This window comes from Roseococcus sp. SYP-B2431, from assembly GCF_004336745.1.
In the GTDB taxonomy this organism is placed as follows: domain Bacteria; phylum Pseudomonadota; class Alphaproteobacteria; order Acetobacterales; family Acetobacteraceae; genus Roseococcus.
Map to the genome: position 1 here is coordinate 112,090 of NZ_SJXD01000028.1, position 21,114 is coordinate 133,203.

Annotated in this window: 19 protein-coding genes; 10 read left to right on the forward strand and 9 right to left on the reverse strand. The window is 71.6% G+C overall.

The window, feature by feature from the left end; all coding sequences use genetic code 11:
• Positions 1-16: 16 nt before the first annotated feature.
• Positions 17-925 carry an NAD(P)-dependent oxidoreductase gene (locus EJV46_RS18860; protein ID WP_165585614.1) on the forward strand — a complete coding sequence of 303 codons (909 nt, stop codon included), beginning with the start codon at positions 17-19 and terminating at the stop codon, positions 923-925.
• A 39-nt stretch (positions 926-964) separates the two neighbouring features.
• On the opposite strand, the gene EJV46_RS18865 is transcribed toward EJV46_RS18860, so the two are convergent.
• The 4 genes from EJV46_RS18865 to fsa form a co-directional block, all read right to left on the reverse strand.
• On the reverse strand, positions 965-1,561 hold the full coding sequence (locus EJV46_RS18865; protein WP_131550258.1) for a hypothetical protein: 597 nt from the start codon (positions 1,559-1,561) through the stop codon (positions 965-967).
• 271 nt (positions 1,562-1,832) lie between these two features.
• Positions 1,833-2,765, reverse strand: coding sequence for a tyrosine recombinase XerC (locus tag EJV46_RS18870; protein ID WP_131550259.1), 933 nt, complete (start codon positions 2,763-2,765; stop codon positions 1,833-1,835).
• Positions 2,762-3,322, reverse strand: coding sequence for a hypothetical protein (locus EJV46_RS18875; protein WP_131550260.1), 561 nt, complete (start codon positions 3,320-3,322; stop codon positions 2,762-2,764). The genes EJV46_RS18870 and EJV46_RS18875 overlap by 4 nt, the downstream gene beginning before the upstream one ends.
• A gap of 129 nt (positions 3,323-3,451) precedes the next feature.
• Complete coding sequence (gene fsa, locus EJV46_RS18880; protein WP_131550261.1) at positions 3,452-4,105, reverse strand: fructose-6-phosphate aldolase; 654 nt, start codon at positions 4,103-4,105, stop codon at positions 3,452-3,454.
• A gap of 79 nt (positions 4,106-4,184) precedes the next feature.
• On the opposite strand from fsa, the gene EJV46_RS18885 reads away from it, so the two are divergent.
• Complete coding sequence (locus EJV46_RS18885) at positions 4,185-6,386, forward strand: primosomal protein N' (RefSeq protein WP_131550262.1); 2,202 nt, start codon at positions 4,185-4,187, stop codon at positions 6,384-6,386.
• Here the strand turns inward: EJV46_RS18885 and EJV46_RS18890 are convergent.
• Entirely contained in the window at positions 6,383-7,864 is a 1,482-nt protein-coding gene (locus tag EJV46_RS18890) for an ATP-binding cassette domain-containing protein (protein WP_131550263.1), read from the reverse strand. The two genes, EJV46_RS18885 and EJV46_RS18890, sit on opposite strands and share 4 nt — an antisense overlap.
• Before the next feature lie 275 nt (positions 7,865-8,139).
• On the opposite strand from EJV46_RS18890, the gene EJV46_RS18895 reads away from it, so the two are divergent.
• From EJV46_RS18895 to EJV46_RS18910, 4 genes are all read left to right on the forward strand, one after another.
• On the forward strand, positions 8,140-8,472 hold the full coding sequence (locus EJV46_RS18895) for a hypothetical protein (protein WP_131550264.1): 333 nt from the start codon (positions 8,140-8,142) through the stop codon (positions 8,470-8,472).
• Between the two features lie 108 nt (positions 8,473-8,580).
• Positions 8,581-10,632: a transketolase gene (tkt, locus tag EJV46_RS18900; RefSeq protein ID WP_131550265.1), complete on the forward strand. Its 2,052-nt coding sequence runs from the start codon at positions 8,581-8,583 to the stop codon at positions 10,630-10,632.
• Positions 10,629-11,651 (forward strand): type I glyceraldehyde-3-phosphate dehydrogenase, encoded by a 1,023-nt coding sequence (gene gap / locus EJV46_RS18905; RefSeq protein WP_131550266.1) that lies wholly within the window; start codon positions 10,629-10,631, stop codon positions 11,649-11,651. The genes tkt and gap overlap by 4 nt, the downstream gene beginning before the upstream one ends.
• Before the next feature lie 181 nt (positions 11,652-11,832).
• Positions 11,833-13,026 carry a phosphoglycerate kinase gene (locus tag EJV46_RS18910; protein ID WP_131550267.1) on the forward strand — a complete coding sequence of 398 codons (1,194 nt, stop codon included), beginning with the start codon at positions 11,833-11,835 and terminating at the stop codon, positions 13,024-13,026.
• 3 nt (positions 13,027-13,029) lie between these two features.
• On the opposite strand, the gene EJV46_RS18915 is transcribed toward EJV46_RS18910, so the two are convergent.
• Positions 13,030-13,947, reverse strand: a complete 918-nt coding sequence (locus EJV46_RS18915; RefSeq protein ID WP_131550268.1) for an SMP-30/gluconolactonase/LRE family protein — start codon at positions 13,945-13,947, stop codon at positions 13,030-13,032.
• A 78-nt stretch (positions 13,948-14,025) separates the two neighbouring features.
• Here EJV46_RS18915 and EJV46_RS18920 point away from each other — a divergent pair, with 78 nt between their 5' ends.
• The 3 genes from EJV46_RS18920 (at position 14,026) to EJV46_RS18930 (ending at position 18,190) form a co-directional block, all read left to right on the forward strand.
• The gene (locus tag EJV46_RS18920; RefSeq protein WP_131550269.1) at positions 14,026-15,762 is read left to right on the forward strand and encodes a hydantoinase B/oxoprolinase family protein; all 1,737 of its coding nucleotides are present in this window, start codon (positions 14,026-14,028) and stop codon (positions 15,760-15,762) included.
• A gap of 1 nt (position 15,763) precedes the next feature.
• Positions 15,764-17,800 carry a hydantoinase/oxoprolinase family protein gene (locus EJV46_RS18925; RefSeq protein ID WP_131550270.1) on the forward strand — a complete coding sequence of 679 codons (2,037 nt, stop codon included), beginning with the start codon at positions 15,764-15,766 and terminating at the stop codon, positions 17,798-17,800.
• Positions 17,801-17,926: 126 nt separating this feature from the next.
• Positions 17,927-18,190: a hypothetical protein gene (locus tag EJV46_RS18930; RefSeq protein WP_131550271.1), complete on the forward strand. Its 264-nt coding sequence runs from the start codon at positions 17,927-17,929 to the stop codon at positions 18,188-18,190.
• 61 nt (positions 18,191-18,251) lie between these two features.
• On the opposite strand, the gene EJV46_RS18935 is transcribed toward EJV46_RS18930, so the two are convergent.
• From EJV46_RS18935 to EJV46_RS18945, 3 genes are read right to left on the reverse strand one after another with little or no spacing between them, the layout of a single operon-like run.
• Entirely contained in the window at positions 18,252-18,962 is a 711-nt protein-coding gene (locus EJV46_RS18935) for an AzlC family ABC transporter permease (protein WP_131550272.1), read from the reverse strand.
• Entirely contained in the window at positions 18,959-19,522 is a 564-nt protein-coding gene (locus EJV46_RS18940) for a regulatory protein RecX (protein ID WP_131550274.1), read from the reverse strand. The genes EJV46_RS18935 and EJV46_RS18940 overlap by 4 nt, the downstream gene beginning before the upstream one ends.
• 34 nt (positions 19,523-19,556) lie before the next feature.
• Positions 19,557-20,003 (reverse strand): Rrf2 family transcriptional regulator, encoded by a 447-nt coding sequence (locus tag EJV46_RS18945; RefSeq protein WP_131550275.1) that lies wholly within the window; start codon positions 20,001-20,003, stop codon positions 19,557-19,559.
• A gap of 103 nt (positions 20,004-20,106) precedes the next feature.
• Here EJV46_RS18945 and cysK point away from each other — a divergent pair, with 103 nt between their 5' ends.
• Positions 20,107-21,081: a cysteine synthase A gene (cysK, locus tag EJV46_RS18950; protein WP_131550276.1), complete on the forward strand. Its 975-nt coding sequence runs from the start codon at positions 20,107-20,109 to the stop codon at positions 21,079-21,081.
• Positions 21,082-21,114: the final 33 nt, after the last annotated feature.

Genomic DNA, 21,114 nt, shown 5'->3' on the forward strand with positions numbered 1-21,114 from the left:
CCCCTGGGAGCCCGCCATGACCGAGATCACCCCGCCCGTCGCCCCGCCCGCGCGCGTCGCCTTCGTCGGCCTCGGCGTCATGGGGGCGGCAATGGCCGCCAATCTCCGCCGCGCCGGCTTCGAGCTGGCGATTCATTCGCGCAGCCGCGGCAAGGCCGAGGCGCTGGAGGCGGCCGGCACCGCCTGGTGCGGCACCGGCGCCGAGGCCGCGAAGGGCAGCGCCATCATAGGCCTCTGCGTCCCCGACACGCCCGACGTGGAGGCGGCGATCTTCGGCCTCGGCGGCATCGCCGAGGGCGTGGGCAAGGGCGCCGTGGTCATCGACTTCTCCACCATCTCGGCCAAGGCGACGGCCGGTTTCGCCGCGCGCCTGCTGGCCGAGCGCGGTGCCCATCTGCTGGACAGCCCCGTCTCCGGCGGGCCGCAGGGCGCGATCGACGGCGTCCTGACCTGCATGGTCGGCGGCGACCGCGCGGCCTTCGAGGCGGCTTCCGCCTTCTTCGGCGCGGTGGGGCGGACGGTCACGCATCTCGGCCCGGCGGGCTCGGGGCAGGTCTGCAAATCGGCCAATCAGCTCATCATCTGCGCGACGCTGACCGCCGTGAGCGAGGCGATCGCGCTCGGCAAGAAGGCCGGGCTGGATCCGGAGGCGATGCGCGGCGCGCTCAGCGGCGGCTCGGCCGACAGCTTCGTGCTGCGCAACCACGCCAAGCGCCTGCTGGACGGCAAGTTCACGCCCGGCTTCCGCGCCGAGCTGATGCGCAAGGACATCCGCCTGGCGGCCCAGGCGATCCGCGACCACGGCGTCTTCGGCCCGGCGACGGCGATGGCGGCGCCGCTGCTGGAGCTGGTCTGCAACCAGGGCGCCGGCAAGGACGACCTGGTGGCGCTGGGCCGGATGATCGGCGAGCTGTCCGGCGTGTGACCTGGCTGGCCCGGCGCCGGTCCTCCGGCGCCGGGCGCGTCACTTCGACAGGTCCAGCGACTTTCCGTCCAGCGAGAAGGCCCGCATCAGCCAGCGGGTCAACGCCGTCGTGCCGAAGAACAGGGTCTGGTGGTTGCGGCGGTTCACCAGCTCGCCGAACAGCATGGCAAGACCGGTGGGATCCAGGTTGTGCAGCTGCTTGCGCCCGCGGCCACGCCCCTCGTTCAACCGATCCGAGATGACATAGCAGCTGGGATCCCGCAGCCAGTCGCGATTGCCGACATTCGACTGGTAGTAGCACCAGCCGCTCCCGGTGTTCGCCAGCGTCGTGACGTGGCTGATATGGGTGCATTCCAGCGTGACCACACAGGGCAGCGGCTTGCTGAGCAGCCGGTTCAGCGCGACGTTGTAGCGGACGTGGAGGTCGGAGCCGACCACGCCGCCATCGAGGTTGAAGTAGAGCTCCTTCCCATCGAGCATGCCGTTCGCGATCCGTCCGAAGGACAGGTATTGCAGGATGAAGTTGCTCGTCCCGCTGCAGGACACAATGTCCTCGAACTTCTTATGCTCGGTGATCGCCCCTGTGTTGATCTGCAGGATGCCCCCGTAAAGGCGCTGCAGGTCCGCAGTGGTCATGACCTGCGACAAGGCCGCGTCCAATTGCTCGGTCGTGCGGTATGGGAAGGCCGATCCGCCCGAAGAGGGGCGCGGCTTCGGGGCGAGGCGCCGCCGAAGCAAGTCCATCAAACCACTCAAGGAACGCCCTCCCTTTGCCTGTCAGCGAATGACGTAACAAGCGGGCGCGGCGCCGATAAGAGGATCCTGACGATCCTATCCATAGGAAAAGACTAAAGATTCCTGCTGCGGGAAGCTTTGGTGCGCGGCCCGCGTCGCGAAGGCCGCGCCCCTAATCCGCCCTGGGATGCGCCAGCCGCCAGGTGGCGAGCAGCCCCTCGGCATCGACCGAGGTGTAGCGCTGGGTGGTCGAGAGGCTGGCATGGCCCAGCAGCTCCTGGATCGCGCGGAGGTCGGCGCCGCCGGCCAGCAGATGCGTCGCGAAGGAGTGGCGCAGCGCATGCGGCGTCGCATGCTCGGGCAGGCCGGCCAGGCGGCGATAGTCGCGCAGCACCTTCTGGGCCACCGCCGCGTCGAGCCGCTTGCCGCGGGCGCCGAGGAAGAGCGGCTCGTCCGGCTCCGCCGCGCCGCGATGCCGCAGCCAATCCGCGACGGCCTGCCGCACCACGGGCAGCACGGGCACCACCCGCTGCTTGCCGCCCTTGCCGGTGATGCGCAGCGCGGCGTCGCTCCCGGGCAGCGGCGCCTCGCCGACGGAAAGGCCCAACGCCTCGCTGATGCGCAGCCCGCAGCCATAGAGCAGGGTGAAGAGCGCCGTGTCGCGGGCGGACTGGTATGCGGGCCGCTCGGCGCGGCCGGACTGGTGCGCCATGCCGATCTCCACGCCGACCGCGCGGGCATCCGCCTTGTTCAGCGCGCGTGGGACGGGCGGCACGCGCTTGGGTCCGCGCATGCCGGCAATGGCCAGCGGCGCGATGCCGTGCCGCCGGGCGAGGAAGCGCAGGAAGCTGCGGATGGCGGCGAGCTGGCGCGCGCGCGTGGCGTTCTGCGCGCCCTCCTTGGCCCGCTTGGCGAGGAAGCCGCGCAGGTCGGCCGGACGCAGCGCGGCGATCGCCTCCAGGTCCGGCTCGGCGCCCCGGTGGATGGTGAGGAAGCCCAGCAGGTCGGCCACGTCGCGCCCATAGGCCTCGATGGTGTGCGGGCTGGCGCGCCGCTCGGCCGCGAGCCAGGCGAGGAATCTCTCCCGGGCTTCGATCCCGGTCATCGCGCCAATACGGCGGCCAGGGCCTTGGCGAGGAAGGCCAGGACTTCCGGCTCGTTCGGCAGGTCCGCCGCCTCGCGCGCGCCCAGCACCAGCGTGTGGTCGCCCACGCGCAGCAGCGCCTCGCGCGTGACCAGCGGCGCGGCCTCGCCATGCAGGGCCGGGCTCGCGCGCGTCACGTCGCGCGCCATGGGCGCGGTGCCGGGCACGGCGGCGATGAGCCGGCAGGATTCCACGCCGAGCCGCGCGGGCCATTCGTCGCGCACGCAGTCGAAGGGATCGGCCGCGGCGATCAGCGCCAGCACCGCCTCGGCGACCTTGCCGCCGAAGTTGCGCCGGGTGCGGCCGGCCTCGAGCAGGTTGCGCCAGGTCTCGCGCCCGGCCTCGACCATCGCGGTCATGTGGTCGGCCAGCGGCTCGCCATGCACGCGGCGCGGCGGCGCGAGCACGGCATAGAGCTGCGGCCGCGCGGCCAGGAAGCCGGGATTGGCGTGGAGGAAGGCCTCCACGGCGGCGGCCTCGTCCTTCTCGGGCTGCGTGTCGGGCCGGGGGCGGGTCATCGCGCCCTCGCAAGGGAATCCGGCCGCGACTGCGGCCGGCGCCCGGCGTCCGAGGACATCACAAAATCCGGCCGGCGTCCGGCGTCCGAGGGCATCACGAAATCCCCCGGCGCCCGGCGCCTGAGGGCGTCATAGAATGCTCTGCCCGGTCTTCGCCCAGTCGGCCAGGAAGGCCTCCAGGCCCTTGTCCGTCAGCGGGTGCCTGATGAGCGCCTTGATCACGCCCGGCGGCATGGTACCGACATGGGCGCCGAGCTTGGCGGCCTGCAGCACGTGCACGGGATGGCGGATGGAGGCGACCAGCACCTCGGTGGGGAACTTGTAGTTCTCGTAGATCTGCACGACGTCGGCGATCAGCTCCATGCCGTCCTGGCCGATGTCGTCGAGCCGGCCGACGAAGGGCGAGATGAAGGCCGCGCCCGCCTTGGCGGCCAGCAGCGCCTGGTTGGCCGAGAAGCACAGCGTGACGTTGACCGGCGTGCCCTCGTCGCTCAGCACCTTGCAGGTGCGCAGCCCGGCCTCGGTCAGCGGCACCTTCACGCAGACGTTCTTCGCGATGCCGCGCAGGTAGCGGCCTTCCTTCAGCATGGTCTCGTGGTCGGTCGCGGTGACCTCGGCGGAGACGGGGCCGTCGGTGATGGAGCAGATCTCGGCGATCACCTCGCTCATCTTGCGGCCGGACTTGGCGATGAGGCTGGGATTGGTCGTCACGCCGTCCATCAGCCCCGTGCCCGCGAGGGAACGGAGCTCGGCGACATCGGCGGTGTCCACGAAGAACTTCATGGGGGCATCATCCTTCAAAACAGGGCGATTCGGGGGGCGGGATTGACCCGCGCCTGCTGCGTCGCGAAGTGGATAGCCCATGGCGACCTCCTCCCGAAAGGCCGGCCGGCGCATCCGTGTCCTGCTGCCACTGCCGCTCGAAAGCGCCTACGACTACCGCCTGCCGCCCGAGCTGGCGGCCGGGCCGGGCAGCTTCGTGGAGGTGCCGCTCGGCGGCCGGGTCAGCCTGGGCGTGGTCTGGGACGCGCCGGAGAACCCCGGCGACCCCTCTGGCCCCATCGCCGAATCGCGGCTGCGCGAGGTGATCGCGGTGAAGCCGGCCCCGGCCATGCACGCGAACCTGCGGAAACTGGTGGACTGGGTCGCGGCCTATACGCTCTCGCCGCCGGGGGCGGTGCTGCGGATGGCCATGTCCTCGCCCTCGGCGCTGGAGGAGCCGACCGCCGTCTCCGGCTGGCGCCGGGTGGCGGGGGCGGAGAGCCGGATCACGCCGGACCGCGCCAGGGCGTTGGAGACACTGGGAAGCCATATCCTGCCAGGGACCGAGATCGCCCGCGCGGCCGGCGTCTCGATGGGGGTGGTGCGCGGCATGGCCTCGGTGGGGCTGATCGAGCCAGCCCTGATGGCCCGCGCCGCCGCCTTCCCGCGCCCCATCCCCGATTTCGCGCCGCCGGACCTGCGGGACGAGCAGCAGCTCGCCGCCAATGCCCTGCGCGAGGGGGTCATCTCCCGCGCCTTCGGCGTCACCCTGCTGGAGGGCGTCACCGGCTCCGGCAAGACCGAGGTCTATCTCGACGCCGTCGCCCAGTGCCTGCGAGAGGGACGGCAGGCGCTGGTCCTGCTGCCGGAGATCGCGCTCTCCACCCAATGGCTGTCCCGCTTCGAGCGGCGTTTCGGCGCGCCGCCGGCGCTGTGGCATTCCGAGCTCTCCTCGCGCACCCGCCGCGTCACCTGGCGCGCCGTTGCCGAGGGCGACGCGCCGGTGCTGGTCGGCGCGCGCTCGGCCCTGTTCCTGCCCTTCCCCGACCTCGGCCTCATCATCGTGGACGAGGAGCACGAGACGGCCTTCAAGCAGGAGGACGGCGTCATCTACCACGCGCGCGACATGGCGGTGGTCCGCGCCCGGCTGGAAGCCGCGGCCTGCGTCCTGGTCAGCGCCACGCCGAGCCTGGAGACCGTCACCAATGCCCAGGAGGGCCGCTACGCGCATGTGACGCTGCCGAACCGGCACCACGGCGCCGCCCTGCCGCGGATCGCGGCGCTCGACCTGCGCCAGCACCCGCCGGAGCGGGGGCGCTTCCTCGCGCCGCCGCTGATCGAGGCGGTGACGGAGACACTGGCGCGGGGCGAGCAGGCCATGCTCTTCCTCAACCGCCGCGGCTATGCGCCGCTGACGCTCTGCCGCACCTGCGGGCATCGCATGCAATGCCCCAACTGCACCGCCTGGCTGGTCGAGCACCGGGCGCAGCGGCGGCTGCAATGCCACCATTGCGGCCACACCGAGCCCACGCCGCTCGCCTGCGTGGAATGCGGGACGGAGCATTCGCTAGTGCCCATCGGCCCCGGCGTGGAACGCATCCAGGAGGAGGTCTCGGAGCTGTTCCCAGAGGCGCGCCGCCTCGTCATGGCCAGCGACACCATCCCCGGCCCCGCCGCCGCCGCCGAGGCCGCGCGCCGGATCGAGGAGCGGGAGGTGGACCTCGTCATCGGCACGCAGATCGTGGCCAAGGGCTGGCATTTCCCGCATCTGACGCTGGTGGGGGTGGTGGACGCCGATCTCGGCCTCGCCGGCGGCGACCTGCGCGCGGGCGAGCGCACCATGCAGCTGCTGCACCAGGTCGCCGGGCGGGCGGGGCGCGAGGGCGGCACGCCGGGCACGGTCCTGCTGCAGACCTTCTCGCCCGAGCATCCCGTGATGCTGGCCCTGGTCGCCGACGACATGGCAGGCTTTCTCAGGGCCGAGGCCGCCCAGCGGGCACCGGGCCACTGGCCACCCTTCGGCCGCCTCGCCGCGCTGATCGTCAGCAGCGAGGATCCCCGCTCGGCGGAGCGGGCCGCGCGCGACCTGGGGCTGGCGGCGCCGGCGGGCTCGGGAATCCAGGTGCTCGGCCCGGCACCGGCGCCGCTAGCCCTGCTGCGCGGCCGGCACCGCCACCGGCTGCTGCTCAAGGCCGAGCGCGGCCTCCGGGTGCAGCCGATCCTGGAGGACTGGCTGGCTCGCGCGCAGATCCCGCGCGACGTGCGGGTGCAGGTGGATGTCGATCCGGTGGGTTTTCTCTAGGCGGAATCGACCTCCCGCGCCTGATCCCCCTCGATCCGCAGGAAGCGCGTGCCGACGGCCTCCACGAACCGGCGGTCGTGCGAGACCAGGACGCAGGTGGCGCCCTGGGCCAGCAGCTCCGCCTCAAGCTGCTCCTGGCCGGGGATGTCGATGTGGTTGGTCGGCTCGTCCAGCAGGTAGAAATTCGGTTCCGCCAGGCGCAGCGCCAGCAGGCCGAGCCGCGCCTTCTGGCCGGGCGAGAGCCGGCCGATCGGGCGCGCCTGCGCCTCGGTGCCCAGCCCCGCGCCGGCGAGCAGGCCGGTGGCCCGGCCGTCGCTGATGCCGGGCAGCGCCGCGATGAAGCCATGCGGCGTCCGCCCCTCCGGCAGATGCGCCATGCCCTGGTCCGTGTGGCCGAGGACCAGGCTGGGGCTGACCTGCGCGCCGGGAACCGCCTCGGCCGTCGCCCGGCGCAGGAGGCGAATGAGCTGCGACTTGCCCGCGCCGTTGCGGCCCAGCAGCACGAGGCGGTCGCCCTGGCGGAGATCGAGCTTCGCGATCCGGAACAGCTTCTGCCCCTCGGGCGTGGCGACCGTCAGGTCGCGGATCGCGGCCAGCACCTTCGCATGGGTGTCGCGGCTGGCGAGGCGGATCTCGCCCAGCCGTTCCGCATGGACGGGGCACAGCCTGGCCTCGATCCGGTCGGCGCGGTCGCGCAGCTGCATGGACTTCTTCTGCAGCAGGTCGCTGCCGCTGTTGACGCCGATGTTGCGCAGTTCGCCGGCGTTGCGGCGCAGGCGGGTGACCTCCCTGGCGTCCCTGGCCAGCTTGCGCTCCTGGGCCGCGTCGTCCTCCGCGAGCAAAGCGCGGGCGGTGCTGTAGGGGTGCGCGTAGAGGCGGCTCAGGCCGGGGCGCAGGAACAGCGTGCGGGTGCTGCAGGCGTCGAGGAAGCTGCGGTCGTGGCTGGCGATCAGCATCGGCGTCCGGGCCGCGGGGCCGGCGATCCAGCTTTCCAGCAGCGCGATCTTCTCGAGGTCGAGATGGTTGGTCGGCTCGTCCAGCAGCAGGATGTCCGGCCGGGTGATCCAGGTGCGCGCCAGGAGCGCGAGACGCTGCCAGCCGCCGCTGAGCGCCGCGAGGGGGCGGTCGCGCAACTCGTCGGGCGTGGCGAACTCGTCCAGCACGGCGCCGACGCGCCAGGACTCATGCTCGCGCTCGGCGGGCGGCAAGGCGCGGCGCAGGGCTTCCGTCAATGTCAGGCCGAGCCATCCCGGCGGCACGCCCTGCTCGACGAAGCCGAGTCGGGCGCCGCGGGACAGCGTGAGGTGCCCCGCATCCGGCTCGGCCTGGCCGGCAATGCAGCGCAGCAGGGTGGACTTGCCCGCGCCATTGGCCGCGACGAGGCCGATGCGATCGCCGGGGCCGATGTTGAGGGTGAGGTTCTGGAACAGCGGGCGGGGCGTGACCATGCCGAGGTCGCGCAGGGCGATGAGAGCCATGGCGGAGGAAATCCGTTCGGGCGCAGGCCGAGGGCCGGCGGATGCGACAAGGGCAGTCCGGAACGGAAGCGGTCTGGCTTCAGGCGGCCCTGCCCTGCGAAAGACCTATCGCAGGGCGGAAACAGGGCCCCTGGGGTGGTGCTGGTCGTAGGCGTGCATCCCAGCCCTCCGTGCGGCCCGATGTTGCGAGGCCGTGACGCTAGAGGAACCCGAAAGCTCCCCGCAAGCCCAATGATGCGCGGCAACGCCGGGCCTTCCGGATCGTTGTGCCCGCCATGCGCACTCGTCATGCCACCCTGCTCTTCCTCGCCCTGACCGTCCTGTCCAGCTGCGCCCAGCGCGAGGCGGATCACGCGCGAACACAGCTGGTGGGCACCACGCGCGCCCAGATCCTGGAATGCATGGGCCGGCCGGGATCGGAGGCGGAGAATGACGGCCTCGTCGTCTGGTCCTACAGCGCGGCGCCCGGAAGCTGCCGCGCCAACCTCACCTTTCGCGAAGGGCGCGTGACGGCGGTCCGGTACCTGTCGAGCGGAAGCACGGACCAGCCGGACGCCGCCTGCGCCCCGCTCGTCCGGGCCTGCCTGGCCGGGCCGGCGGGCCGGTAGCGGCCGGGCATGCCCGCCGCGCATGCCCGCTTCCAACCGCCCCAGCCAAACTTGCCGCGCCTAAGGCGTCGCTTTATAGCCGGACGCCAAAGTTGAGAGCCCTCCATCTTGGCCAGCATCGTCGACCCCAACGCCCCCAACCCTGCCCTCCTCGCCCAGGCCGCCATCCTCGAGCGCCCGGCCTCGGAAGAGCGGCGCATGGCCGACGCGATTCGCGCCCTCGCCATGGACGCCGTGGAGAAGGCCAAGTCCGGCCATCCCGGCATGCCCATGGGCATGGCCGATGTCGCCACCGCCCTCTTCACCCGATTCCTCAAATACGACGCGGCCGACCCGCGCTGGCCCGACCGCGACCGCTTCGTGCTCTCGGCCGGCCACGGCTCGATGCTGCTCTATGCGCTGCTGCACCTGACCGGCCATGCCGGCATGGGCATCGACGAGCTGAAGAACTTCCGCCAGCTGCATTCCCCCGCCGCCGGCCATCCCGAATACGGCTACCACCCGGCCATCGAGACCACGACCGGGCCGCTGGGCCAGGGCATCTCCACCGCCGTCGGCATGGCGCTGGCCGAGCGGCACCTGGCCGCGCGCTTCGGCAAGTCGCTGGTGGACCACCGGACCTGGGTCATCTGCTCGGATGGCGACCTGCAGGAGGGCGTCAGCCACGAGGCGGCCTCGCTGGCCGGCCATCTGGGCCTCGAGAAGCTGACGGTGCTGTGGGACGACAACCACATCTCCATCGACGGCGACACCGCCCTCTCCTTCTCCGAGGACGTGCTGAAGCGCTTCCAGGCCTATGGCTGGGCCACCAAGCGCATCGACGGGCACGACCCCGAGCAGATCGCGGCGGCCATGGCCGTCGCGCAGCGCAGCAAGAAGCCCACCATCATCGCCTGCCGCACCATCATCGGCTTCTCCGCGCCGAAGAAGGCCGGCACCGCGGGCAGCCACGGGTCTCCGCTCGGCGCCGACGAGATCTCGGCTGCCAAGTCGGCGCTCGGCTGGAACGCCGAACCCTTCACGACCCCCGAGGGCATCAAGGCCCGCTGGGAGGAGGCCGGCCGCCGCGCCGCCGGCACGCGCCGCTCCTGGCTGAAGCGGCTGGCCAAGCACCCGATGCGCGTGGACTTCGAGCGCGCCACCGCCGGCAAGCTCCCCGAGAACTGGGTGGAGCCGCTGAACGCGCTGCGCGCCACGCTGGCGACCGAGAAGCCCAAGCTCGGCACGCGCATCGCCAGCCAGCGCGCGCTGACCGCCCTGGTCCCCGCCGTGCCCGAGATGATCGGCGGCAGCGCCGACCTCACCGGCTCGAACAACACGGACGTGAAGGGCATCGCCTCCATCACGCCCGGCAATTACGCGGGCCGCTACGTGCATTACGGCATCCGCGAGCACGGCATGGCCGCGGCCATGAACGGCATGGCCCTGCATGGCGGCATCATTCCCTATTCCGGCACCTTCCTCGTCTTCGCCGACTACATGCGGCCCTCGATCCGCCTCGCCGCGCTGATGCACCAGCGCGTCATCCACGTGCTGACGCATGACAGCATCGGCCTCGGCGAGGACGGCCCGACCCATCAGCCGGTCGAGACGATCGCGTCCCTCCGCGCCATCCCGAACCTCGCCGTCTTCCGCCCCGCCGACGCGATGGAGACGGCGGAATGCTGGGAGCTGGCGCTGCGCCGCACCGAGGGGCCGAGCGTGCTCGCCCTCTCGCGCCAGGCGCTGCCCGCCCTGCGCGACGACGCCGGCGAGAACCGCTGCGCCCGCGGCGGCTATGTCCTCGCCGAGGCCGAGGGCGCGCGCGACGTCACCCTCGTCGCCACCGGCAGCGAGGTGCATCTGGCGATGAACGCGCGCCAGACGTTGGTCGCCCAGGGCGTCCAGGCCGCCGTGGTCTCGCTCCCCTCCTGGGAGCTCTTCGCCCAGCAGGACGAGGCCTATCGCGCCGCCACCCTCGGCGAGGCCCCGCGCATCGGCATCGAGGCCGCGCTCGGCTTCGGCTGGGAGCGTTGGCTCGGCACCAATTCCGCCTTCATCGGCATGACGGGCTTCGGCGCCTCCGCGCCGGCCGATCACCTCTTCGAGCATTTCGGCATCACGCCGGCCGCGATCGTCGCGGCGGCCACCAAACTTCTCACCAAGGATGGAAGCAAATGACGGTTAAGGTCGCGATCAACGGCTTCGGGCGCATCGGCCGCCTGGTTCTGCGTGCCGCCTGCGAGAGCGGCCGTGACGACGTCGAGTTCGTCGCGATCAACGACCTGGGCTCCGTCGAGGCCAATGCCCACCTGTTCCGCTACGACAGCGTGCATGGCCGCTTCCCCGGCGAGGTGATCGTCGAGGGCGACAGCATCACCATCAAGGCCCATGGCAAGACCTGGGGCCCCATCAAGGTGACGGCCGAGCGCGACCCGACCAAGCTGAAGTGGGACGGCGTGGACGTGGCCGCCGAGTGCACCGGCATCTTCACCGCGCGCGAGAAGGCGCAGGTCCTGCTCGGCACCGGCGCCCGCAAGGTGCTGATCTCCGCCCCCGGCGAGAACTCCGACAAGACCATCGTCTTCGGCGTGAACCACGAGACGCTGACGGCCGAGGACAAGATCGTCTCCAACGCCTCCTGCACCACCAATTGCCTGGCGCCCGTCGCCAAGGTGCTGCACGACAATTTCGGCATCCTGCGCGGCTACATGGTGACCATCCACGCCTATACGGGTGACCAGAACACCGTCGACACGCTGCACAAGGACCTGCACCGCGCCCGCGCGGCGGCCGTCTCGGCCATCCCGACCTCGACGGGCGCCGCCAAGGCCGTCGGCCTCGTGCTGCCGGAGCTGAAGGGCAAGCTGGACGGCACCGCCATCCGCATCCCGACGCCGAACGTCTCCCTGGTCTCGCTCGACTTCGTGCCCGCGAAGACCGAGGGCCTGACCAAGGAAGCCGTGAACGCCGTGATGAAGGCGGCGGCCGAGAGCGGCCCGCTCAAGGGCATCCTCGGCTACAACACCGCCCCGCTGGTCTCGATCGACTTCAACCACGATCCGCATTCGTCGACCTTCGACGCGACGCAGACGCAGGTGGTCGATGGCGGGCTGGTCCGCGTGATGTCCTGGTACGACAACGAGTGGGGCTTCAGCAATCGCATGAGCGACACGGCCGCCTACTACGGAAAGCTGTGACTGCGATTGCTTTAGTTTTTTGATGCCCTCAGACGCCGGGCGGCCGCATCCGCGGCCTTGGCTTCGCGCCGCTTGAGGCGCGCCCGGCGGCGCTGATGGTTTGGGCGCGCCGGCCGCCTTGCGGCCGGATTCTCCGAGGGCGAGTCCTGCGTCTGATCCGTCGTCCTTGCTGGAGACTCCTATGCCCGCTTTCCGCACCCTCGATGACCTCGATCCGCGCGGAAAGCGCGTCCTGCTGCGCGCCGACCTGAACCTGCCCGTCAAGGACGGCAAGATCACGGACATGACGCGCATCGAGCGCCTCTGCCCTACCATCGCCGAGCTCGCCTCCAAGGGCGCCCGCGTCATCGTCTGCTCCCATTTCGACCGCCCCAAGGGCAAGCGCGTCCCCGAGATGTCGCTCAAGCCCATGCAGGAGGCGCTCGCCAGGACGCTCGGCAAGCCCGTCGGCTTCGTGGACGACTGCATCGGCGCCGAAGCCGAGGCCGCCGCGAACGCGCTGAAGGACGGCGAGGTCCTGCTCCTCGAGAACACGCGCTACCACGCGGGCGAGGAGAAGAACGACCCGGCTCTGGCTCAGGGCTTTGCGAAGCTGGCCGACGTCTTCGTCAACGACGCCTTCTCCGCCGCGCATCGCGCTCATGCCTCCACCGAGGGCGTGGCGAAGCTGCTCCCCAGCTATGCCGGCCGGCTAATGCAGCAGGAGCTGGAGGCGCTGGATGCCGCGCTCGGCAACCCGCAGCGGCCCGTCGTCGCCATCGTCGGCGGCGCCAAGGTCTCCACCAAGCTGGACCTGCTGGGCAATCTCTCCTCCAAGGTCGACGTGCTGGTCATCGGCGGCGCCATGGCCAACACCTTCCTCGCCGCGCAGGGCCATGCGGTCGGCAAGTCGCTGCAGGAGGCCGAGATGCACGGCACCGCGCGCGAGATCCTCGCCGCGGCCAGGAAGAACGGCTGCGAGATCGTCCTCCCGCTCGACCTCGTGGTCGCCGAGGGCTTTGCCGCGCATTCGCCCAACAAGGTCGTGGGCCTCGACGGCGTGCCGGCCGAGATGATGGCGCTCGATGTCGGCCCCGCCACCGTCGCGGACGTGTTGCAGCGCCTTTCGGCCGCGAAGACGCTGGTCTGGAACGGTCCCTTCGGCGCCTTCGAGATCGCGCCCTTCGATGCGGCGACCGTCGCGGTGGCGAAGAAGGTCGCGCGCCTCACCGAGGCCGGGCAGCTGCGCTCGGTGGGCGGCGGCGGCGACACCGTCTCCGCGCTGCGCCATGCGGGCGTCTCGGAGCGGATGAGCTATGTCAGCTCCGCCGGCGGCGCCTTCCTCGAATGGCTCGAGGGCAAGACGCTGCCGGGCGTGGCCGCGCTGGAGGGCTGAGCCTCAGCAATGCGGGAGGCGTAGCCCCGCCTCCCGCCACTTCATGCTGACCAGCTTCCCGGTGTTCGACAGGGTGATATAGGCCGTCCGCCGGTCCGGCCCGCCGAAGCAGATGTTCGTCGGCATGCGCTCGGGCATCTTCACCACGTCGATGATCTTGCCCGCCGGCGTCACCGTCGTGATCTCGCCCGAGATCAGCGTCGCCACCACGATGTTCCCGGCATCCGTGACCGCCAGGCTGTCCAGCCGCCGGAACTCGGGGAACTGGCACAGCAGCACGCCGCCATTGGTGCTCGGCCAGGGGCATTTCCGCAATTGCCCTGGCCCGAGGATGTCGAAGGCCCAGAGCCGCCCCGTCTCGGTCTCGGCCACGTAGAGCTTCTCGCCGTCCGGGCTGATGCCGATGCCGTTCGCGCCGCCGAAGACGGGAAAGGCCGCCTCCACGATCCGGCTGCCGTCCAGCGCCGCCCAGTAGACGCCGCCATGGTCGCGGTCGCGGGCGCGGACCTTGCCCAGGTCGCTGAACCAGAAGCCGCCCTTGCCGTCGAGCTGCAGGTCGTTCGGCCCCTTCAGCATCACCTCGCCGCAGCGGTCGTAGAGCGTCCGCACCGTGCCGGTGGCGATGTCGATCACCTCGATCCGCCCGTTCGTATAATCTTCCGCCACGCCGTGCGGCCGCAGGATTTCCGGCTCCTCGTGCCAGGCGAAGCCGCCGTTGTTGCAGAGGATGAGCGTGTTGTCCGGACCGGCCGCCAGCCCGTTCGGCCCGCCGCCCGTCTTCGCGACGATGCTGTAGCTCCCATCCGGCGCGACGCGCGAGATGACCTGCTTCTCGATCTCCACCAGCGCGATGGAGCCGTCCGGCAGCGCCACCGGCCCTTCCGGAAAACGCAGCCCTTCGGCGAGAACTTTGAGGCTCATCTTGCAGCACCCTCCCCTTTCTGTTCGGGCGAGGATGCGCCACGCTCCCCATCACGCCAAGATGGAGATGCCGGTCTGATGGATCCCGTGACGCTTGCCGTGCTTTCCGCGCGCTTCACCGCCATCGTGGAGGAGATGGGCGAGGGGCTGCTCCGGACGGCCTATAGCCAGATCCTGAACTCCAGCCGCGACTTCTCCATCGCCGTGACCGACGGCGCCTGCCGGCTGGTGGCGCAGGCGGACCACATCCCCGTGCATGTCGGCGCCATGCCCTTCGCGGCCAAGGCCGTGGTGGACGCCTTCGGCGAGGACATGAAGCCCGGCGACGTGTTTCTCCTGAACGATCCCTATCACGGCGGCAGCCACCTGCCCGATCTGACGATCGTGCTCCCTGTCTTCGACGCTCCGCCGCTGGCGAATTCAGACCCTCGGGCTGCGCCCCCGGATCATCCGCGGCGGGTGCGCTTCTACAGCGTCGTGCGCGCGCACCAATCCGACATCGGCGGCAATACCCATGGCGGCTACAATCCCGGCGCCACCGAGATCTGGCAGGAAGGGCTGCGCATCCCGCCCATCCGGCTCGGCGAGAATTTTTCCATGCGGCCCGATCTCGTCGCGATGCTCGCGCTCAACACGCGCATCAACCGCGACTTCCGGGGCGACCTCGCGGCCATGCTGGGCGCCGCCAAGCTCGGCGCGAATCGCCTTTCCGCGCTGCTCGGCCAGCATGGCGGCGGAAGCCTGATGGCCGCCGTGGACGCCATCCTGGATCTCGCCCATGCGCATACGAAGCGCATCGTCGAATCCTGGCCCGACGGCAAATGGCATGGCGAAGCCTTCCTCGACGACGACGGGCACGACGCGAGGAACATCGCCATCCGCGCCAGCTGCACCAAGCAGGGCGGCACGCTGACGGTCGATCTGTCGGAGAGCGACGACCAGGTTCTGGGCATCGTGAACTCCTCCTATCCGAACATGTTCTCAGCCGTCTGCATGGCCTTCGCCTATCTGCTCGACCCCGAGGTGGCGAAGAACGAGGGCGCTTTCCGCGCGCTGCGCGTCATCGCGCGCGAAGGCAGCATCGTCTGGGCGCGCGAGGGCGCGGCCGTCACGCTCTGCACCAGCCATTGCAGCAACGAGATCGTGGAAGCCATCATGCGCGCCATGGAGAATTGCTGCCCCGAACGCGCCGTGGGCGGCTGGGGAAGGCGCTTCCGCATCGCCATCACGGGCAAGGATGCGCGCCGGCCGGACCGCAAGTTCGTGTGGCACCTCTTCCACGCGCGGCCGGGCGGCGGCGGGCACGCGAAGGGCGACGGCTGGTCCACGGCGGGCGAGTGGCACTCGGCCGGCGGGCTGAAATTCGGCAGCGTCGAGATGGCCGAGGCGCGCTTCCCGCTGCATTTCCGCAAGCACGAGTTCCTGGGCGGCACGGCGGGCGCCGGCCAGTATCGCGGCGGCCACGGCGCCGAGCTCGAGCTGGTCGTGGAAAGCGACGGCCCCTCGCGCGGCAATACCGCCGGCGACGGCGCCTTCCACGGCAGCGCCGGCATCGCAGGCGGACGGGATTCCGCGCCGCACCGCTATGCGCTCCGCAAGGCCGACGGCAGCGAGCGCGTGCTGCGCACCAAGGAGGTCGGCATCGGCATCGAATCCGGCGAGGTGATCCACGTCCGCTCCGCTGGCGGCGGCGGCTGGGGCGATCCGGCGAAGCGCGATCCCGCCCTCATCGCGCGCGATACCGAAGAAGGGCTTTCCGACCCGCCGATTCACGCTAAGGGCGAAGTGGCCCGAAGCGATCGGGGGGAGGCCTGACATGCGCTACACCATCGGCGTCGATGTCGGCGGCACCTTCACCGACGTGGTCGGCGTGGATGCCGAGGGCCGGGAATATCTGGCCAAGGCCGCCAGCACCCCCCACGACCAGAGCGAGGGCGTGCTCGACGGGTTGGCCAACCTGGCCGCCGCCATCGGCCTCACCCTGACCGAGCTGCTGGAGACGACGACCCGCATCGTCCACGGCACCACCGTCGCCACCAATGCGCTGCTGGAGCGGCGCGGCGCGCGCACGGCCATGCTCACCACCGAGGGCCATCGCGACGTCACCGCCATGCGCGAGGGGCTGAAGCCCGCGCGCTACGACCTGCGCCTGCCGCAGCCGCCTGCCTTGGTGCCGCGCCAGCTTCGCCTGCCGGTGCGCGAGCGCCTGCGTCCCGATGGCAGCGTGGAGATCCCGCTGGACGCCGCGAGCCTGGAAGCCGCCATCGCGACGCTGCGCGCGCAGCAGGTGGAATCGGTCGCGATCTGCTTCCTCCACTCCTGGGCCGCGCCGAAGCACGAGCACGCCGCCGCCGAGGCCGTGCGCGCCGCGCTGCCGGGCGTCTTCGTCACCTGCTCGGCCGATGTGCTGCCGCAGATCAAGGAATTCGAGCGCTTCTCCACGACGGCGGTGAACGCCTATGTCGGCCCCGTCGTCTCGCGCTACCTGACACGGCTCGAATCCCGCCTGCGCGAGGCGGGCTACACCCAGCCCGTCTTCGTCATCCTCTCGCATGGCGGCATGGCGCCCATCCACGAGGCCGCGCGCCTCGCCGTCGGCACCGCGCTGTCCGGCCCGGCGGGCGGCGTTTCGGCGGCGCTCGCGCTGTCGCGGCGGGGAATGGGCGAGCAACTCGTCACGCTCGACATGGGCGGCACCTCCACCGACATCGCGCTCATCCAGGACGGCGCGGCGACGCTGGGCCGTGGACGCGAGGTCGGCGGCGAGCGCATCGCGCTGGACAGCCTGGACATCATCACGCTGGGTGCCGGCGGCGGCTCCATCGCGCATCTGGGCAGCGGCGGCACGCTGGAAGTCGGCCCGCAATCCGCCGGCGCGCGGCCGGGCCCGGCCTGCTACGGAAACGGCGGCACCGAGCCGACCGTGACGGATGCGAATCTCGCGCTCGGCTATCTCGACGCCACGCGCTTCCTCGGCGGCACGCGCCTGCTCGACGTGGCCGCGACCGAGCGCGCCATGGCGACGCTGGCAGCAAAGCTGGGCATCACGCCCGAGGCGACCGCGCTCGGCATCTATCGCCTGGTGAATGCGCGCATGGCCGATGGCGTGCGCGTGGCCACCGTCCGGCGCGGCGTCGATCCGCGCGGCGCCACGCTGCTCGCCTTCGGCGGCGCGGCGGGCCTGCATGCGAGCGCCGTGGCGCGCGATCTCGGCATGGCGCGCATCGCCGTTCCGCTCTTCGCCGCCGGGCTTTCCGCCTGGGGCATGCTGCAGACCGAGCTGCGCCACGAGATCGCCCGCAGCGTCGTCAGCGCCGAGGCCATGCCGGGCGACGCCTCGCTGGCCGCTCTCTTCGAAGGGCTGGAGTCCGAGGCCCGCACCCAGCTCGCGCAATGGTTCCAGGGCGAGGTCGCAGCCCATCGCGCCGCCGACCTGCGCTATGGCGAGCAGGTCTTCGAGATCACCGTGAACCTGGACGGCGTGACACCCGACCGCGCGGGCCTGCGCGCGGCCTTCCACGCCCGCCACCGCGCCCTCTTCACCTACGACCTGCCCGAGGAGGAGGTGGTGCTCGTCACCGCGCGCGCGGCCGCCTCCGGCCTGCTGCCGGCGCTGCCGGTCAGGCCCGCCGGCGCGCCAGGCCCGGCCGATCCGCTCGGCACGCGCCGCGCCCTGCTGGAGACGGGCTGGACGGAGCTGCCGGTCTTCGCCTTCGACGCGCTCGCGGCGGAACAGGCGATCGCCGGCCCGGCCATCATCGAATCCGCGACCACGACCGTGCTGCTGCTGCCCGGCGACGTTGCGCGGATGGATGCGGGCGGGTGGCTCGCGATCGACGTTCCGCAAGGCTGAGAGCCGCCCTCGGAGGGCATGGCGGGGTTTCCTTCCCTGCGTTGGCGGAATGCCCCTGACGGCCATATGTGTATCTACACGAGACGGCCAAACCCGACCGCCGCGTTTGAAACGGGAACAATCGTCATGATCCGCAATCTCCTCCTCGCGACCGCCTTCTCCGGCCTTTCCACGCTGGCCCTGGCGCAGTCGAACCCGCATTTCGTCGGCGAGGGCAACAACCCCCATGTCGCCTACGACGCGCCGACGCCCAATATCGTGGGCAGCGCCGACGCCTTCGTGAGCGGCGGCCCGGACTCGGTGCACTACGAGACGCGGCAGGTCTTCCGCACGCAGGCTCCGTCCGTCGCGCGGAATCCGGCGCAGATCGTGGTCGACAGCAGCAACTGAGGCTGCGGCCACCACGGATGGCCGGAAGGGCCGGCGGGGCAACCCGCCCGGCCCTTTCCGTTCAGGAGGGGCGCCGCATGTCCCGCCAGGCGCCGGCCGCGCCGCCCAGGATCGCGCCGGCCAGCACCGGCCAGGGCTGCCCGAGCCCCAGCCCCTGCGACACCGCCAGCGCCGCCACGGCGGCGACGCCCCAGGGCAGGATCTCCAGCCGCCCGCGCCAGAGCGGCACCATCAGCGCGATGAGGGTGGCGAGGCTCGCGAAGAAGATCGGATGGCCCGGCGGCAGCGCGATCATGCCCGCGAAGGCATAGCCGGCGGCGCAGAAGAAGACCCAGAATCCCCAGAAGGTCAGCCCGACGCCGAGCAGCAGCCCCGCGTCGCGCCCACCCGCCCGCTGGTCCGCGATGGCAATGGCGAAGCTGTTGTCCACCAGCGTCGCCAGCGTGCCCCAGAGCTTCCAGCCGCGCAGCTTGTCGAGCCAGGGCGCCAGCGCCGCGCCCATGGGAGCCAGGCGCAGGTTGATGATGAAGCAGGCCAGCGTGGCGGCGAAAACCGGCGCCGGGTCGGCCCAGACCTGCAGCGCCACCAGCTGGCTCGTGCCGGCGAAGACCGCGGCGGACATGAGGACGGTTTCCAGGAACGAGAGGCCCTGCGCGTCGGAGATGACGCCGATGATGAGGCCAAAGGGCAGCACCGCCGGGATCATGGGCAGGGCGATCCGCACGCCCCGCATCACGCCCTTGCGCGTGAAGACGACCCGAGATCCGCTCATGGCCGCGCCGCCAGCACGTCCTCGGCCTCGGCGCGGGCGAGCCGCAGGGCGCGCCGCGCCACCTCGCCGTCGAAGCCCGCCCGCGCCAGGCTCGCCAGCCACTTCCGGCGGATCGCCGGATCGGGCTCGCCCGCCGCGAAGGCACCCATGCGGCGCTTACGGCAGAGGATCACGGCGGCGGTCAGCTCGTCCGGCACGTCCTCCTGGCCGAGGGCGGCGCGGGCCGTCTCGCCGGCCACGCCCTTGGCCGCGAGATGCGCCAGCGTGGCCCGCGCCGAGCGACCGCTGCCCAGCAGCCGCCGCGCCCGGGCCTTGGCAAAGCCGGCATCGTCCACCGCGCCGGCCTGGACCAGCCGCGCCGCGATGACGGCGGCGCGGGCATTCGCGGCGGCGACCTCGGCGGCGACGGACTCCGCGTCCTGCCCGGCCGCCTCGGCATCGCGCGCCCAGCGGCGGATGCGGTTGCCGAGCACGCGGCGCAGCCCGGCCTCGGTCGCGGCGAAGCGCGCGAGATGCGCGAGGGCCGCGTTGCGCAGGGAGGATTCGGTGATCCTGGGCATCAGGCCCCTCGCATGCTGCGCGCCCAGGACATCGTCAGATCACGAAGTGCAGCGGCTCCGAGACCGGGCGGCGCAGCCCGGCGGCGGCGGCACGCTTCAGCAGTTCCTCGAGCGTGATGGATTGCAGCTTCTTCTCCACCGCCCCGTCCAGCTCGTTCCAGAGCGGCGCCGTCACCAGCGTGGCGAGCTTGCCGGGCGGGGCCTCCGCCGTCTCGTCCTCGGTCACGGCCGCGACGATCTCGGCCAGCCTCACCTCGCGCGGGGCGCGGGCCATGCGGTAGCCGCCGCGCGGCCCGCGCACGCTGTCCAGCAGGCCCGAGCGCACCAGCGCCTGGAGCAGCGGCTCGATCCCGCGCCGCGCGGCGTTCAGCCGCTCGGCGATGTCGGCCGCGCCCGTCACCTCGCTGCCGCGCCCCGCGTGGAAGGCGATATCGAGCGCGATGTCGAGCGCGAGCAAAGCGCGGTCCCGCCGGAGCAGCATGATGGAAAATCTCCCGCCGTTTCGCGTGAAATCTGGCGGGTCCGGCGTGAAATTCCAAGCCACCTCTCGCAACGGATCGCGATTTTCGTGCTACCGGAAAGGGATGGACGCCGAATCACCCTCCGATGCTCCTGGGGCGGGCCAGGGCCTGCATGCCAGCATCCTCTCCACCATCGGCCATACGCCGGTGGTGCTGCTGCCCCGCCTCATGGCGGAAGAGAAGCTGCCCGCGCGCCTGGCGCTCAAGCTGGAGTTCTTCAACCCGGGCGGCTCGGTGAAGGACCGCATCGGCCTCTCGATGGTCGAGGCCGCGGAGGCCGCCGGCATCATCGCGCCCGGCCGCTCCACCATCATCGAGCCGACCTCGGGCAATACCGGCATCGCGCTGGCGCTGGTGGCGGCGGCCAAGGGCTACCGGCTGATCGTCGTCATGCCCGACGCCGCCTCGATCGAGCGCCGCAGGATGCTGAAGCTGCTCGGCGCGGAGCTGGAGCTCACGCCCGGCAAGAAGGGCATGGCCGCCGCCATCGCCCGCGCCGAGGAGATCCTGGCCGCCACGCCCGGCGCCTGGATCGCCCGGCAGTTCGACAATCCCGCGAACCCGGACATCCACGCCCGCACCACGGCCGAGGAGATCTGGCGCGACACCGCCGGCGAGGCCGATGTGGTGGTCGGCGGCATCGGCACGGGCGGCACGCTGACCGGCGTGGCCCGCGCGCTGAAGCCGCGCAAGCCGGGGCTGCGGGTGATCGGCGTGGAGCCGGCTGAATCGGCCGTGCTGAATGGCGACGAGCCGGGGCCGCACCTCATCCAGGGCATCGGCGCGGGCTTCCGGCCCGGCGTGCTGGAGCTCGAGAGCCTCGACGGCGTGGAGCGGGTGGCCGAGCGCGACGCCTTCGCCGCCGCCCGCGCCGTGGCGAAGCTCGACGGGGTGCCGGTCGGCATCTCCACCGGGGCGGTGCTGGCCGCGATGATGCGGATCGCGCGGCAGCCGGGGATGGAGGGCCGGCTGATCGTCGGCATCGCCGCCTCCTTCGCCGAGCGGTATCTCTCGACGGACCTCTTCGAGGGGCTGTAGCCGGCCGGATCGCGAGGTGGCGAAGCCCTTCGC

Excerpts from the sequence above, each read along its gene's own strand:
- fsa (WP_131550261.1), bottom strand. The coding sequence starts at position 4,105 with ATGAAGTTCTTCGTGGACACCGCCGATGTCGCCGAGCTCCGTTCCCTC.
- EJV46_RS18885 (WP_131550262.1), top strand. The coding sequence starts at position 4,185 with ATGGCGACCTCCTCCCGAAAGGCCGGCCGGCGCATCCGTGTCCTGCTG.
- gap (WP_131550266.1), top strand. The coding sequence starts at position 10,629 with ATGACGGTTAAGGTCGCGATCAACGGCTTCGGGCGCATCGGCCGCCTG.
- cysK (WP_131550276.1), top strand. The coding sequence starts at position 20,107 with ATGGACGCCGAATCACCCTCCGATGCTCCTGGGGCGGGCCAGGGCCTG.
- EJV46_RS18865 (WP_131550258.1), bottom strand. The coding sequence starts at position 1,561 with ATGACCACTGCGGACCTGCAGCGCCTTTACGGGGGCATCCTGCAGATC.
- EJV46_RS18895 (WP_131550264.1), top strand. The coding sequence starts at position 8,140 with ATGCGCACTCGTCATGCCACCCTGCTCTTCCTCGCCCTGACCGTCCTG.
- EJV46_RS18940 (WP_131550274.1), bottom strand. The coding sequence starts at position 19,522 with ATGCCCAGGATCACCGAATCCTCCCTGCGCAACGCGGCCCTCGCGCAT.
- EJV46_RS18915 (WP_131550268.1), bottom strand. The coding sequence starts at position 13,947 with ATGAGCCTCAAAGTTCTCGCCGAAGGGCTGCGTTTTCCGGAAGGGCCG.
- EJV46_RS18945 (WP_131550275.1), bottom strand. The coding sequence starts at position 20,003 with ATGCTGCTCCGGCGGGACCGCGCTTTGCTCGCGCTCGACATCGCGCTC.
- EJV46_RS18930 (WP_131550271.1), top strand. The coding sequence starts at position 17,927 with ATGATCCGCAATCTCCTCCTCGCGACCGCCTTCTCCGGCCTTTCCACG.
- EJV46_RS18870 (WP_131550259.1), bottom strand. The coding sequence starts at position 2,765 with ATGACCGGGATCGAAGCCCGGGAGAGATTCCTCGCCTGGCTCGCGGCC.
- EJV46_RS18860 (WP_165585614.1), top strand. The coding sequence starts at position 17 with ATGACCGAGATCACCCCGCCCGTCGCCCCGCCCGCGCGCGTCGCCTTC.
- EJV46_RS18890 (WP_131550263.1), bottom strand. The coding sequence starts at position 7,864 with ATGGCTCTCATCGCCCTGCGCGACCTCGGCATGGTCACGCCCCGCCCG.
- EJV46_RS18920 (WP_131550269.1), top strand. The coding sequence starts at position 14,026 with ATGGATCCCGTGACGCTTGCCGTGCTTTCCGCGCGCTTCACCGCCATC.
- EJV46_RS18910 (WP_131550267.1), top strand. The coding sequence starts at position 11,833 with ATGCCCGCTTTCCGCACCCTCGATGACCTCGATCCGCGCGGAAAGCGC.
- EJV46_RS18875 (WP_131550260.1), bottom strand. The coding sequence starts at position 3,322 with ATGACCCGCCCCCGGCCCGACACGCAGCCCGAGAAGGACGAGGCCGCC.
- EJV46_RS18935 (WP_131550272.1), bottom strand. The coding sequence starts at position 18,962 with ATGAGCGGATCTCGGGTCGTCTTCACGCGCAAGGGCGTGATGCGGGGC.
- EJV46_RS18925 (WP_131550270.1), top strand. The coding sequence starts at position 15,764 with ATGCGCTACACCATCGGCGTCGATGTCGGCGGCACCTTCACCGACGTG.